Annotated in this window: 10 protein-coding genes; 4 read left to right on the top strand and 6 right to left on the bottom strand. The window is 69.7% G+C overall.

Translation table 11 applies throughout. The features are described 5' to 3' along the window. The first annotated feature begins 42 nt into the window (after positions 1–42). Positions 43–1,755 (top strand): VWA domain-containing protein, encoded by a 1,713-nt coding sequence (locus ABZ840_RS05335; RefSeq protein ID WP_361553581.1) that lies wholly within the window; start codon positions 43–45, stop codon positions 1,753–1,755. 108 nt (positions 1,756–1,863) lie between these two features. Here the strand turns inward: ABZ840_RS05335 and ABZ840_RS05330 are convergent, their stop codons facing one another. Continuing rightward, a complete protein-coding gene (locus tag ABZ840_RS05330; protein WP_361553578.1) occupies positions 1,864–2,055 on the bottom strand; it encodes a DUF397 domain-containing protein in 192 nt (63 codons plus the stop codon). Between the two features lie 177 nt (positions 2,056–2,232). On the opposite strand from ABZ840_RS05330, the gene metG reads away from it, so the two are divergent. Next, positions 2,233–3,948 (top strand): methionine--tRNA ligase, encoded by a 1,716-nt coding sequence (metG, locus tag ABZ840_RS05325; RefSeq protein ID WP_361553575.1) that lies wholly within the window; start codon positions 2,233–2,235, stop codon positions 3,946–3,948. Between the two features lie 66 nt (positions 3,949–4,014). On the opposite strand, the gene ABZ840_RS05320 is transcribed toward metG, so the two are convergent. Both ABZ840_RS05320 and aspS read right to left on the bottom strand, forming a co-directional pair. Next, complete coding sequence (locus tag ABZ840_RS05320) at positions 4,015–4,572, bottom strand: Uma2 family endonuclease (protein ID WP_361553930.1); 558 nt, start codon at positions 4,570–4,572, stop codon at positions 4,015–4,017. 184 nt (positions 4,573–4,756) lie between these two features. Continuing rightward, the gene (gene aspS / locus ABZ840_RS05315; RefSeq protein ID WP_361553572.1) at positions 4,757–6,553 is read right to left on the bottom strand and encodes an aspartate--tRNA ligase; all 1,797 of its coding nucleotides are present in this window, start codon (positions 6,551–6,553) and stop codon (positions 4,757–4,759) included. A 270-nt stretch (positions 6,554–6,823) separates the two neighbouring features. Here aspS and ABZ840_RS05310 point away from each other — a divergent pair, with 270 nt between their 5' ends. After that, positions 6,824–9,040, top strand: a complete 2,217-nt coding sequence (locus ABZ840_RS05310; RefSeq protein WP_361553569.1) for a SpoIIE family protein phosphatase — start codon at positions 6,824–6,826, stop codon at positions 9,038–9,040. On the opposite strand, the gene ABZ840_RS05305 is transcribed toward ABZ840_RS05310, so the two are convergent. The 3 genes from ABZ840_RS05305 to ABZ840_RS05295 form a co-directional block, all read right to left on the bottom strand. After that, on the bottom strand, positions 8,956–10,074 hold the full coding sequence (locus tag ABZ840_RS05305; RefSeq protein WP_361553566.1) for an AI-2E family transporter: 1,119 nt from the start codon (positions 10,072–10,074) through the stop codon (positions 8,956–8,958). The two genes, ABZ840_RS05310 and ABZ840_RS05305, sit on opposite strands and share 85 nt — an antisense overlap. Before the next feature lie 113 nt (positions 10,075–10,187). Next, complete coding sequence (locus ABZ840_RS05300) at positions 10,188–11,141, bottom strand: pirin family protein (RefSeq protein WP_361553562.1); 954 nt, start codon at positions 11,139–11,141, stop codon at positions 10,188–10,190. 185 nt (positions 11,142–11,326) lie between these two features. Beyond that, positions 11,327–11,800, bottom strand: coding sequence for an SseB family protein (locus ABZ840_RS05295; protein ID WP_361553559.1), 474 nt, complete (start codon positions 11,798–11,800; stop codon positions 11,327–11,329). A 131-nt stretch (positions 11,801–11,931) separates the two neighbouring features. On the opposite strand from ABZ840_RS05295, the gene ABZ840_RS05290 reads away from it, so the two are divergent. Beyond that, positions 11,932–13,758: an acyl-CoA dehydrogenase gene (locus tag ABZ840_RS05290; RefSeq protein WP_361553556.1), complete on the top strand. Its 1,827-nt coding sequence runs from the start codon at positions 11,932–11,934 to the stop codon at positions 13,756–13,758. The last annotated feature ends 17 nt before the right edge of the window (positions 13,759–13,775 follow it).

Genomic DNA, 13,775 nt, shown 5'->3' with positions numbered 1-13,775 from the left:
CACCCACACATGCACGACACCACACGCACGAGAGGTACGCCGATGGGCATTCGGAGTCTGCTGCGCAACGCTTTCGGTCGCTCCAAGGCGGCCCGTAACGAACCGAATGCCCCCGCGGCGACGGAGGCCACCGACGCGGCGGCCATTCCGGAGGCCCGCGAGGAGTCGGCCCCCGTGCCGGAGGCGGCGCCGGCCGCACCTGCCGCCGAGACCGAGGTACCGGCGGCCCGCACGGGACAGGAGCCGGCCCGTACGGAGGTGTACGCGGAGACCGCACCCGCCGCGGGCGCCGCGGTGGTGGCCGGCTCGGCCGCGCCCGCCACCACGGAGCCCGCCACCGGGTCCGCCGTCTCGGACGTGCCCGACGTCTCCGAACTGGTACGAGAGGCCTTCGACCGCCCGTCGCCGCAGAAGCAGGAGCGGAAGCCGGAGCCGAAGCCGGAGCCCGAGCCGAAGTCGGAGCCGGAGACGGAGACCGCGAAGGCCGCGGTCGCCGAGCCGGAGGTGGCGGAGACGGCGGTCGCCGAGCCCGAGGCCGCGGAGGATGCTGCGCCTGCTGAGGCTGCTGGGGCTGCTGACACCAAGGCCGAGGCCGCGCCTGTCGAGGCCGCGCCTGTCGAGGCCGCGCCCGAGACCAAGACCGTGATTGAGCCGGAGGCCGTGACCGAGCCGGAGGCCGAGACCAAGGTCGAGGCTGAGGACAAGGCTGAGGCCGAGCCCGAGATCGTGAGCGAGCCCGCGGCTGCCGCGCCGGTCGCAGAGCCCGAGGCCGAGCCGGTGGCCGCCGCAGCCGAGCCCGAGACGAAGCCCGAGCCCGAGGTCGAGGCCGAGGCCAAGGTCGAGGCCGAGGCCAAGGTCGAGATCGCGCCCGAGCCCGAGCCCGTGGCGCCCGCCGCCACCATCCCCGCCGCTCGTACCGAGGCCCCCGCCGAGCCGGCCACCGTCGACGAGCCGACCGCGGACCCCGAGCCCGAGCCCAAGCCCGAGCCCGTCGCAGCCACCGCCGCCGCCCCGGCGGACGGCGGGAGCGGTGCCGCGATCTCCCTCAGCAAGGTCGAGGAGGTCGCGCCCGGCCTGGTCAGCCTGTACAAGGACGCCGGTGCGGCGCTGGCGAAGCAGGGCCTCGGCACCCAGCGCGCCGCCGTCTACCTCGTGCTCGACCGCTCCGGCTCGATGCGCAACTACTACAAGGACGGCACCGTCCAGCACCTCGCCGAGCAGGCCCTCGGCCTCTCCGCGAACCTGGACGACGACGGCACCGTGCCCGTCGTCTTCTTCTCCACCGACATCGACGGCACCGCCGACATCGACCTGACCTCGTACGAGGGCCGGATCGAGGAGCTGCACGCCGGCCTCGGCCACATGGGCCGGACCAACTACCACTGGGCGATCAAGGCCGTCATCGACCACTACAAGAAGTCGAAGACGACCGCCCCGGCGTTCGTGATCTTCCAGACCGACGGCGCCCCCACCTCCAAGCCCGCCGCCGAGAAGGCGCTGTGCGAGGCGGCCGGGCTGCCGATCTTCTGGCAGTTCGTCGGCTTCGGCGACCCCGAGGCCAAGGGCTTCGACTTCCTGCGCAAGCTGGACGACCTCGCCGTGCCGGAGAAGCGCAAGGTCGACAACGCCGGCTTCTTCCACGCCGGCCGCGACCCGCGTGCCGTGGCCGACGCCGACCTCTACGCGCAGCTGATGATCGAGTTCCCGGAGTGGCTCGCCGACGCGCGCGCCGCGGGCGTGCTCAAGGACAGCTGACCGGCAGCGGGAAAGCTGACCTGCAACGGCGCGGAACCGACACGGCCCGGCGGCCCCTCACGGGGCGGCCGGGCCGTTCCGCTGCACCGGCCCACATCCGTTCATGGCTCAGTCCGCCGTCGTATGCGCGAGGAACAGCGTCCACGCCGCGACGGAGAACGTCAGCCGGGGCGCGTCCTCGTCCCCGCCCTGCCGCGAATCCCGCACGTGCACCCGTCCCGCCGCGATCGCCACTTCCACGCAGGTCGCGTCCGTGTCACAGCTGTAGCTCGACGAGACCCAGCTCCGTTGCTCTCCCATGGCCCGCCCCTCCCCCTGGCCCCTCCTTCTCACAGCATCCCCGGTCGTCCGCGCACCATGCGCACGGGCGTCCCAGCCGGTGAAAGGGGGCGCGGTGGCACCCGGTCGGGCGAGTACGATATTGGCGTTCCGTAGTGCAAAAAATCACTCACCGTAGCGACTTGGGAGCAGCCGGCAATGGCTCGACACCTCATCACCAGCGCCCTTCCGTACATCAACGGGATCAAGCACCTGGGCAACATGGTGGGGTCCATGCTCCCGGCCGACGTGTACTCCCGCTATATGCGCCAGCGCGGGCACGACGTGCTGTACATCTGCGCGACCGATGAGCACGGCACCCCCGCCGAGCTGGCCGCGAAGGACGCCGGCCAGTCCGTTGACGCGTTCTGTGCCGAGCAGCACGACGCGCAGAAGGCGATCTACGAGGGGTTCGGGCTGGCCTTCGACCACTTCGGCCGCAGCTCCTCTCAGCAGAACGTCGAGCTGACCCAGCACTTCGCGCGCAAGCTGCACGAGAACGGCTTCATCGAGGAGCGGGCGATCCGCCAGGTCTACTCGAAGGCCGACGAGCGCTTCCTGCCCGACCGCTACATCGTCGGCACGTGCCCGCACTGCGGCTACGACAAGGCCCGCGGCGACCAGTGCGAGAACTGCACCCGCGTGCTGGACCCGACCGACCTGATCGACGCCCGCTCGGCGATCAGCGGCAGCAGCGACCTGGAGGTGCGCGAGACCAAGCACCTCTTCCTGCTGCAGTCCAAACTCCAGGGCGAGGTCGAGAAGTTCATCGACGAGACCGGTGAGGAGTGGCCGACGCTGGCCTCCTCGATCGCCCGCAAGTGGCTGACCGAGGGCCTGCACGACCGCGCGATCACCCGCGACCTGGACTGGGGCGTACCGGTGCCGGCCGACGTCTGGCCGGACCTCGCCGCCGAGGGCAAGGTCTTCTACGTCTGGTTCGACGCCCCGATCGAGTACATCGGCTCGACGAAGGAGTGGGCGGACGCGGCCCCCGACGGCGAGACCCGCGACTGGAAGTCGTGGTGGTACGAGGCCGACGACGTCCGGTACACGGAGTTCATGGCCAAGGACAACGTCCCGTTCCACAGCGTGATGTTCCCGGCCACGCAGCTGGGCACCCGCGAGCCGTGGAAGAAGGTCGACTTCCTCAAGGCCTTCAACTGGCTGAACTACTACGGCGGCAAGTTCTCCACCTCGCAGCGGCGCGGCATCTTCACCGACGCGGCGCTGGAACTGCTGCCCGCCGACTACTGGCGCTACTTCCTGATCGCGAACGCGCCGGAGTCCGACGACACGTCCTTCACCTGGGAGCTGTTCTCCTCCTCGGTCAACAAGGACCTGGCCGACACCCTCGGCAACTTCGTCAACCGCGTGCTGTCCTTCTCGCGGAAGCGCTTCGGTGACGAGGTCCCGGCGGGTGCCGAGGCCGGCGAGGCCGAGGCGAAGCTGGGCGAGCAGATCGCCGAGCTGCTGGCTGAGTACGAGGGCCACATGGAGGCCCTCCAGTTCCGCAAGGCCGCCGCTTCGCTGCGCGCCCTGTGGAGCGCGGGCAACTCCTACCTGGAGGAGAAGGCCCCCTGGCTGGAGATCAAGACGGACAAGGACGCGGCCGCGCTGACGCTGCGTACGGCGATGAACCTCATCCACCTGTACTCGGTGGTCTCCGAGCCCTTCATCCCGGCGTCGGCGAAGGCGATGCGCGGCGCGTTCGACCTCGCCGACGACACGGCGCTCTGGGTCACGCAGGACGAGGCGAAGTCCCTCTCCTCCGTCCCGGCGGGCACGTCCTTCACCGTCCCCCCGGTCCTCTTCGCCAAGATCACCGAAGACGACCTGACCACCTACCGCGACCGCTTCGGCGGCGAGGAGTAAGCACGCAGTCATACTTGAGGGGCCCGGAACCGAACGGTTCCGGGCCCCTCGTTCAAGCTCGGGGTGTCAGTGCACCCAGTCCTTCAGCGGCTCAGTGTCCAGCTCGATGCCTACCGGGTCCGGGAGCGTGACAACCTTGCCGAACGGCACCGTCAGGACCATCTCGTAGCGCTTCCCATCGGGCTGTGAGTGCACCTTGACCTCACAGGTGTCCCGGTCGATCAGCAAGTACACCGGGATGCCGGACTCGGCGTACGCTCTCGGCTTCTCCTCACGGTCCCGGCGATCGGTGTCGTAGTCACGGGAAGTGACCTCGACCGTCATAAGTACTCCGTCGGCATTCGCCCACTCACCCTGACCAGTGAAGGTTCCGCGCGGAGCGAGGCAGCCGTCGGGACGAGCGTTGCCCTTGCGGTACGTTTCGACCCTCAGGCCCCGTTCCGGATAGAGCCACCAGCCCGCGTTCACCTGAATGCACATGCTGGCCAGCCATGCGATGACCTCATCGTGATCGCCATCCGGCAGAGCCTTCTCCCCGATTTTCCCGTCGATGAACTCAAGGCGTACGGCGTCGCTCAGCTGGTCCGCCATACGCGCGAGCTCCTCGAACCCGCCCTGGGTCATGGCACGTGTGCCCGGCCTGACAGCGCCCACGTCGGCCTCCTCCGGGATCGGTGGTGCCTTCCACGGTACGTGTTCCCTGTCCACCACGGCCGGATTCGCCTTGAGTCTCGTCGTGCCCGGAGCGTGGCACGCGAAAGGCCCGCGATCCGTGGATCGCGGGCCCATCACTCGTACGAACGAACTACTACTTCACCTGCGGCTTGCGGATCGAGAGGTGGAGTTCCTTCAGGCGGGACTCCTCGACCTCGCTCGGGGCGCCCATGAGGAGGTCCTGGGCGTTGCCGTTGAGCGGGAAGGCGATGGTCTCGCGGATGTTCGGCTCGTCCGCGAGGAGCATCACGATGCGGTCCACGCCCGGGGCGATGCCGCCGTGCGGCGGGGCGCCGAACTTGAACGCGCGGAGCATGCCGCCGAACTCCGCCTCGACGGTGTCCTTGTCGTAACCGGCGATCGAGAAGGCCTTGTACATGACCTCGGGCTCGTGGTTACGGATCGCGCCGGAGGACAGCTCGACGCCGTTGCAGACGATGTCGTACTGCCAGGCCAGGATGTCCAGCGGGTCCTTGGTCTCCAGCGCCTCCAGGCCGCCCTGGGGCATCGAGAAGGGGTTGTGGGAGAACTCGATCTTGCCGGTGTCCTCGTCCTTCTCGAACATCGGGAAGTCGACGATCCAGCAGAAGCGGAAGACGCCCTCCTCGAAGTGGCCGGCGCGCTTCGCGGCCTCGACGCGGACCGCGCCCATGATCTTCGAGACCTCGTCGAACTCGCCCGCGCCGAAGAAGACGGCGTGGCCGGGGGCCAGGTCCAGCTTGCTGACCAGGGCCTTCACGTCGTCCTCGGTGAGGAACTTGGCGATCGGGCCGGTCAGCGCGATGGGGGCACCTCCCTGACCCTCAAGGCCTTGGGGGACCTCGCCGACGCGGACCCAGGCCAGGCCCTTCGCGCCCTGCTCGACGGCGTAGTCGCCGAGCCCGTCGAAGAACTTGCGCGGCTGGTCGGCGGTGTCCGGCACGGCCAGCGCGCGGACGTGCTTGCCGGCGAACGCCTTGAAGCCCGAGCCCGCGAAGACGTCGGAGACGTCCACCAGCTCCAGCTTGGCGCGCAGGTCCGGCTTGTCGTTGCCGTACTTGAGCATCGACTCGCGGAACGGGATCCGCGGGAAGGGGGAGGTGACCTCGCGGCCGCCGCCGAACTCGGTGAAGAGCTCGGTCATCAGCTTCTCGACCGGGCCGAAGACGTCCTCCTGCTCGACGAAGGACATCTCGATGTCGAGCTGGTAGAACTCGCCCGGCGAGCGGTCGGCGCGGGCGTCCTCGTCGCGGAAGCACGGCGCGATCTGGAAGTACCGGTCGAAGCCCGCGATCATCAGCAGCTGCTTGAACTGCTGCGGGGCCTGCGGCAGGGCGTAGAACCGGCCGGCGTGCAGGCGCGAGGGGACCAGGAAGTCGCGCGCGCCCTCGGGGGAGGTCGCGGACAGGATCGGCGTCGCCATCTCGTTGAAGCCGAGGGAGACCATCTTGTGGCGGATGGCGGAGATGACGGCCGTGCGCAGCATGATGTTGCGGTGCATGCGCTCGCGGCGGAGGTCGAGGAAGCGGTACTCCAGGCGCTTCTCCTCGTTGACCCCGTCCTCGGCGTTGATCGTGAAGGGGATCTGCTCGGCGGCGCCGAGCACCTCGACGGCGGAGACCTCGATCTCGACCTCGCCGGTCGGCAGGTCGGGGTTGACGTTGTCCGTGCCGCGGGCGCTGACCTTGCCGTCGATGCGGACGACGGTCTCCTTGGTCAGGGAGCCGAGCGCTTCGTTGGCGGGGGTGCCGGGGCGGGCGACGAGCTGCGTGATGCCGTAGTGGTCGCGCAGATCGATGAAGAGGATGCCGCCCAGGTCACGTCGATTGTGCAGCCAGCCGCTGAGGCGGACGTCCGTGTCGACGTCCGCGGCCCGGAGCTCGCCGCAGTTATGGGACCGGTACCGATGCATCGCTCATCCAAGTCGTCGCGAGTCGAGGTGGGGCAACGGGGGCGGGAGGCCGGGTCGGCTCCCGGGCGACACCCGATGATCACCCCAGGATTGGCATAACCGCTCCAGGTTACCGCTCCGCCCCCTCGTCACGGGTTGCCATATACACGTCAAGAAACTCGCGGGGATCCCCCCGGGAAGTACCGGAGGACTTCCTGTCGGCACACCATGGGACCAGGGTCACGTCCTTCTCACTGGTGGGCCTCCGTGAAACCCACATAAAGTGATGCAATGCGCACCAAGGACGTCCTGGCCGCCATCGGCACGGGCCTGTGGCACTGGGACCACGCAGTCGGCAAGGTGACGCTGGACGCCGAGGCGGCCAGGCTGCTCGGCCTGCCCGAGGAGCCCGCCGACTTCAGCGAGGCATTCATCCGCTCCCGCTTCCACGCCGTCGACTTCGCCGAGATCAACGGCGTCGTCCACCTCGCGCTGACCGAGGGAACCCTCGCCGAGGGCCGGCTCCGCGTCATGCGCGACGACGGCAAGGTACAGCGCGTCGTCCGCTGCCGCGCCCGGGTCACCCCGCTGGACAACAGCTACGAGCTGGTCGGCACCCTCCAGGAGGTCCCCGAGCCGCAGCCGGGCACCTCCGCGGCGCGCACCCCCGTCACCGGCGACTGGCGCCGCTCCCGCGAGGCGTTCCTGCTGGACGCGGGGCGTGCGCTGGCCGAGGCCCGCTCCACCGCCGAGGTGCTGCGGGTGGCCGCCGGCCTGTCCATGCCCGGGTTCATGCCCGACGGGCTGGCCGTCTTCGGCATCAAGGGCGACCACATATCGGTGATCGGGCACCACGGCCACAAGCCCGGCGCCGAGCGCCCCTTCGTCGACATGCCGCTGCAGACCGACTACCCGGCCGCCGAGGTGATACGGACCGGGCGGGCGATCTACCTGCCCACGCCGGAGGAGTACCGCCGCCGGTTCCCCGCCACCTGGCCGATGGCCGAGCGCTTCGAGCGCCAGTCCTGGGCCTTTCTGCCGCTGATCAGCGCGGGCCGGACGGTCGGCGCCTGGATGGCCGCCTTCGGCCACCGCGTCGCCTTCACCCCCGACGAGCGCTCCGTGCTCACCACCGTCGCCCGGATGCTCGCGCAGGCCCTGCACCGCGCCGGGGACCAGGAATCGCAGCTGGAGCTGACGACCGGCCTGCAGCGCAGCATGATGCCGACGGTGCAGCCGGACATCCCGGGGATGGCGGTGGCCGCGCGGTACGTGCCCACCGGCGGCGGCCTGGAGGTCGGCGGCGACTGGTACGACATGATCACCCTGCCGTCGGGCCGGATCGCGCTGGTCATCGGGGACGTACAGGGCCACGACGTACGGGCCGCCGGCCTCATGGGCCAGCTGCGGATCGCGCTGCGCGCCTACGCCTCCGAGGGCCACCACCCCGACGCCGTGCTCTCCCGCGCCTCCCGCTTCCTCTCCGGCCTGAACGACACCGAGGCCGAGGGGATGGACCCGCGCTTCGCGACCTGCCTCTACATCGAGGTCGACCCGGCCACCGGACTGCTGGACATCGCGCGGGCCGGCCACCCCGACCCCGCCATCCGGATGACCGACGGCACGATGCTGGTACGGCCGACCGCGGGCGGGATGCCGCTGGGCATCGACCCGGACACGGACTACCCGACCACCCGGCTCGTCCTGGAGCCCGGCGAGACGATGCTGGTCTGCACGGACGGGCTCATCGAGACCGGCGGGCACGACCTGGAGAGCGGCTGGACGCGGCTGCGGGACGTCATGGAGGCCCACGAGGATCCGGACACCGACGACGGGCTGGAGCGGCTCGCGGACGCCCTGGTGCAGGCCGTGCACGGGCCGTCCTCGCACCACACCACCGGGCCGCTGGCGGACCGCCGCGAGGACGACATCGCGATGCTGCTGCTGTCCCGGGAGAGCGCCAGCTGCGCCATCGGCACCGGCGGCATGGAGCCCGGGCTGCCCGTCCGCCGTACGGTCCTGACCATCGCGCAGGCCGAGCCGGAGCGGATCGCCGAGGCCCGCGGCCAGATCCGCGACGTCCTGCACGACTGGACCGACGAGGACCAGGTCGACTCGGCCGTCCTGATGGTCTCCGAGATGGTCACCAACGTGCTGCTGCACACCGACGGCGACGCCCTGCTGGTCGCCGAGATCTCCGGTACGCGGGGTGCCCGGCGGATCCGGGTGGACGTGGCGGACAGCAGCGACGAGCTGCCGCACCGGCGCCGCCCCGGCGAGCTGGCCTCCTCCGGGCGCGGCCTGGTCCTGATGGAGCTGCTGGCCGGCGCGTGGGGCGTGGACCCGCGCGGGGACGGCAAGTCCATCTGGTTCGAGCTGTACGAGGACGCGGGGGACGCCGGCGGTCTCGTGGCGGACGCGGCTCAGGGCGGCGTTTCCGCGGAGGAGGAGCCCCCGGACGGCGGCCCCTCGCTGTCCGGCCCGCCGTTGTCCGAACCGGCGGCGTAGCGCTCGTGCAGCTCTGACAGGATCCCCGTCACCGCGGCCGCCAGCGGTACGGCCAGCAGCATGCCGAGGATGCCCGCCAGGCTCGCGCCCGCGGTGATCGCGATCAGCACGACGGCCGGGTGCATGTGGACGGTGCGGCTCTGGATGAGCGGCTGCAGGATGTGCCCCTCCAGGACCTGCACGAACAGCACCACGCCCAGCGCCCACAGTGCGATCACGAAGCCCCGGTCGGCCAGCGCCACCAGTACCGACACGGCACCGGAGAGGAACGCGCCCAGGTACGGGATGTACGCGCCGACGAAGACCAGCGCGCTCAGCCCGACCGCGCCCGGCACGCCCAGGATCAGCAGCCCGACGGTGATGCACACGGCGTCGATCAGCGCGATGACGGTCGTGCCGCGCATGAAGCCCTCCACGGCCTCGAAGCCGCGGCGCGCCATCCGCTCCAGCTGCGGTCCGGAGTCGCCCGGCGCCCAGGACCGCAGCACGCCCACCGCCTTGTCCGCGTCCCGCAGGAAGAAGAACGTCAGCAGCAGCGCCAGCACGGCGGCGGCCACGGTCTGGCCGACCAGGCTGATGCCGGAGAGCAGCCCGGTGGCGGCCCGGCCGCCGAACTTCTCCGCCAGCTGCTTGATGTTCCCCGTCAGGTCCCCGAGCGAGGCGCCGGAGGCGCCGAGGTACTTGCTCAGCTCCTTGGTCGCCTGCTGGACCGACGCCACGATCTGGTTGCCGGTGTCGATCAGCGCGGAGACCACGATGTACCCGGCCCCGCCGACGACCACCAGCAGTGCGGCGCAGGTCAGCGCGGACGCCAGCGAGCGGTTGAGTTTCATCGCGACGAGCCGCCGGTAGAGCGGTTCGAGCAGGGCACTGCCGAGCAGGGCCAGCAGGACGGGCGTCACGGCCGCCTTCAGGTGCACGGTCAGCCAGACGGCGACCGCGAGCACGGCGGCGACGAGCAGTGCCACTCCGCACCAGGCCGCGGTCCGGCGCGCACCGAGGGGAAGCAGAGCTTCCCGTTCATCCCTGTTCATCCGTTTCTGCACCCGCCCAGTCCACCACGCGGGGGCGCGTCACGGCCCGCACAGCACAGAGCCGGGCCCGGCGTTTCACGTGAAACGCCGGGCCCGGCCGGAGTGCGTTCGGGTCAGCCGGCAGCAGCCGGGATGGTGCCGAGGCGGCCCGCCTGGAAGTCCTCGAAGGCCTGGGCCAGCTCGGCGTGGGTGTTCATCACGAACGGGCCGTAGTGCATCATCGGCTCGCGGATGGGCTGCCCGCCGAGGAGGACGACCTCGAAGTTCGGGCTGCGCGACTCCTGGGTCGCGTCCGCCTTGATCGTGATCGAGTCTCCGGCGCCGAAGACGACCGACTGGCCCATGCGGAACGGACGGCCTTCGGGGCCCGCCGTGCCGCGACCGGCCAGCCCGTACGCCAGCGCGTTGAAGTCCGACCGCCAGGGCAGCGTCAGCTCGGCACCCGGGTTGATCGACACATGCATCATCGTGATCGGCGTGTGCGTGATGCCGGGACCCTCGTGCCCGTCGATGTCGCCCGCGATCAGCCGCAGCAGCGCACCGCCGTCGGACGAGGTCAGCAGCTTGACCTGACTGCCGCCGATGTCCTGGTAGCGGGGGGACATCATCTTGTCCTTCTTCGGCAGGTTCACCCACAGCTGGAGGCCGTGGAAGAGACCGCCGGACATCACCAGCGACTCCGGCGGCGCCTCGATGTGCAGCAGGCCGGAGCCCGCCGTCATCCACTGGGTGTCGCCGTCGTTGATGGTGCCGCCGCCCCCGTGCGAGTCCTGGTGCACGAAGGTGCCGTCGATCAGGTAGGTCACCGTCTCGAAGCCGCGGTGCGGGTGCCAGGGCGTGCCCTTGGGCTCGCCGGGCGCGTACTCCACCTCGCCCATCTGGTCCATCATGATGAACGGGTCGAGGTGCTTGTAGTCGATGCCGGCGAAGGCCCGGCGGACGGGAAAGCCCTCGCCCTCGAACCCGGTGGGTGCGGTCGATACGGCGAGCGCCGAGCGCTGCCGGGCGTCGGCGGGCGCCGCGACACGCGGCAGGGTCAGCGGGTTCTCAACGGTCACTGCGGGCATGACGGCCTCCTCGGTCGTTCGGCTTTCAATTTAGTTGAACTCTGAACAACCTGCAAGGCGCACTTCATTCCCGACTCGTTTCCGCAGGTCAAAAGGGAGAGAAAACCGGTGGGCCGGTCGCGTACGGACGCGACCGGCCCACCGGGACGGGACGGGCGGCACCTCGGCCACCCGGGAAGTGAGTGCTAGCCGTACATCCGCCGCATCGCGAAGTCGACCATCTGCTCCACGGCCTTGGCGTCGAAGACCATGCGGTGCTCGCCCTCCATGTCGAGCACGAAGCCGTACCCGGTGGGCAGCAGGTCCAGCACCTCGGCGCCAGTGATCACGAAGTACTTGGACTCCTTGCCGGCGTACGCGCGCAGCTCCTTGAGCGAGGTGAACATCGGGATCACCGGCTGCTGGGTGTTGTGCAGCGCCAGGAACCCCGGATTGTCGCCGCGCGGGCAGTACACCTTGGAGGTCGAGAAGATCCCTTGGAAGTCCTCGGCGGACATCGACCCGGTGGTGAAGGCACGCACCGCGTCGGCAAAGGAGGGCGGGGACGGCTCGGGGTACAGCGGCTGCCCGCCGTAACCGCCAGGAGCCTGCTGCGGCGGAGGCGGCGCAGCACCGTAACCCTGCTGACCCGCACCCACGTTCTGGTCGTAGCCGTACATAGCTGCAAAGCGTACTGAGTCACAGATGGGCCGTTAGGGGTTGCTTCTTATTACCGACGGGTAGCATCCTGGTAGCTACTACCTGGTATGCGTTTGAGGACCTCCTCACGAAGGATTACGGAGCCGTCGCCATGGGGCACTACAAGTCGAATCTCCGCGACATCGAGTTCAACCTCTTCGAGGTACTCGGCCGCGACAGCGTGTACGGCACCGGACCGTTCGCCGAGATGGACGTCGACACAGCCAAGAGCGTGCTGTCCGAGATCGCGCGGCTGGCGGAGAACGAGCTGGCCGAGTCGTACACCGATGCCGACCGGAACCCCCCGGTCTTCGACCCGGAGACCAACACCGCGCCGGTCCCGGCGTCCTTCAAGAAGAGCTACCAGGCGTACATGGACGCCGAGTGGTGGCGGCTGGGCGTGCCGGAGGAGATCGGCGGCACCACGACGCCGCGCTCCCTGCTGTGGGCCTTCGCCGAGTCCATCCTGGGCTCGAACCCGGCCGTGTGGATGTACGCCTCCGGCCCGGCCTTCGCCGGCGTGCTCTTCGAGGAGGGCACCGAGCAGCAGAAGCACATCGCCAAGGTCGCCACGGAGAAGGGCTGGGGCTCCACGATGGTGCTGACCGAGCCCGACGCGGGCTCGGACGTCGGCGCCGGCCGCACCAAGGCGATCAAGCAGGAGGACGGCTCCTGGCACATCGAGGGTGTGAAGCGCTTCATCACCTCCGGTGAGCACGACATGTCGGAGAACATCCTTCACTACGTGCTCGCGCGCCCCGAGGGCCACGGCCCGGGCACCAAGGGCCTCTCCCTCTTCCTCGTGCCGAAGTACGAGTTCGACTTCGAGACCGGTGAGCTGGGCGACCGCAACGGCGTCTACGCCACCAACGTCGAGCACAAGATGGGCCTGAAGGCCTCCAACACCTGCGAGATGACCTTCGGCGACAAGCACCCCGCCAAGGGCTGGCTCATCGGCGAGAAGCACGACGGCATCCGCCAGATGTTCCGCATCATCGAGTTCGCGCGGATGATGGTCGGCACGAAGGCCATCGCCACCCTGTCGACCGGCTACCTGAACGCCCTGGAGTACGCCAAGGAGCGCGTGCAGGGCCCGGACCTGGCGGCCTTCACCGACAAGACCGCGCCGCGCGTCACCATCACCCACCACCCCGACGTGCGCCGCTCGCTGATGACGCAGAAGTCGTACGCCGAGGGCATGCGCGCCCTCGTCCTCTACACGGCCACCGTGCAGGACGAGATCCTGATCAAGGAGAGCGCGGGCGAGGACGCCTCCGCCGAGCACGCGCTGAACGACCTGCTGCTGCCGATCGTGAAGGGCTACGGCTCGGAGAAGTCCTACGAGCAGCTGGCCCAGTCGCTGCAGACCTTCGGCGGCTCCGGCTACCTGCAGGAGTACCCGATCGAGCAGTACATCCGGGACTCCAAGATCGACACCCTCTACGAGGGCACCACCGCGATCCAGGGCCAGGACTTCTTCTTCCGGAAGATCGTCCGCAACCAGGGCGCGGCGCTGACCACCCTGTCCGAGACCATCAAGAAGTTCCTGGCCGAGGCGGTCGGCGGCGAGGAGCTGGAGGGCGCCCGCGGCGAGCTGGCCAAGGCGGCCGGTGACCTGGAGGCGATCGTCGGCGCGATGCTGACCGACCTCGCCGCCACCGAGAAGGACGTCAAGTCCATCTACAAGGTGGGCCTGAACACCACCCGCCTCCTGCTGGCCTCGGGTGACGTCGTCATCGGCTACCTGCTGCTCAAGGGCGCCGCGGTGGCCCAGGAGAAGCTGGCGACGGCTTCCTCCAAGGACAAGGCGTTCTACCAGGGCAAGATCGCGGCAGCGAAGTTCTTCGCGCACAACGTCCTGCCGAACGTCACCGTGCAGCGCGGGCTCGCCGAGTCCGTCGACCAGTCCCTGATGGAGCTGGACGAGGCGGCGTTCTGATCCGGGGCGGCGTTTCC

It is taken from the genome of Streptomyces sp. NPDC047117, assembly GCF_040643545.1.
Taxonomy (GTDB): domain Bacteria; phylum Actinomycetota; class Actinomycetes; order Streptomycetales; family Streptomycetaceae; genus Streptomyces.
The sequence above is the reverse complement of the archived record's forward strand: the minus strand, read 5'-3'. Positions and strand labels throughout refer to the sequence as shown.

Bases quoted from the DNA above. Each gene is read 5' to 3' on its own strand.
- ABZ840_RS05290 (WP_361553556.1), top strand. From the start codon at position 11,932: ATGGGGCACTACAAGTCGAATCTCCGCGACATCGAGTTCAACCTCTTC.
- ABZ840_RS05335 (WP_361553581.1), top strand. From the start codon at position 43: ATGGGCATTCGGAGTCTGCTGCGCAACGCTTTCGGTCGCTCCAAGGCG.
- ABZ840_RS05320 (WP_361553930.1), bottom strand. From the start codon at position 4,572: ATGACCCAGGGCGGGTTCGAGGAGCTCGCGCGTATGGCGGACCAGCTG.
- ABZ840_RS05300 (WP_361553562.1), bottom strand. From the start codon at position 11,141: ATGCCCGCAGTGACCGTTGAGAACCCGCTGACCCTGCCGCGTGTCGCG.
- ABZ840_RS05305 (WP_361553566.1), bottom strand. From the start codon at position 10,074: ATGAACAGGGATGAACGGGAAGCTCTGCTTCCCCTCGGTGCGCGCCGG.
- metG (WP_361553575.1), top strand. From the start codon at position 2,233: ATGGCTCGACACCTCATCACCAGCGCCCTTCCGTACATCAACGGGATC.
- ABZ840_RS05310 (WP_361553569.1), top strand. From the start codon at position 6,824: ATGCGCACCAAGGACGTCCTGGCCGCCATCGGCACGGGCCTGTGGCAC.
- ABZ840_RS05295 (WP_361553559.1), bottom strand. From the start codon at position 11,800: ATGTACGGCTACGACCAGAACGTGGGTGCGGGTCAGCAGGGTTACGGT.
- aspS (WP_361553572.1), bottom strand. From the start codon at position 6,553: ATGCATCGGTACCGGTCCCATAACTGCGGCGAGCTCCGGGCCGCGGAC.
- ABZ840_RS05330 (WP_361553578.1), bottom strand. From the start codon at position 2,055: ATGGGAGAGCAACGGAGCTGGGTCTCGTCGAGCTACAGCTGTGACACG.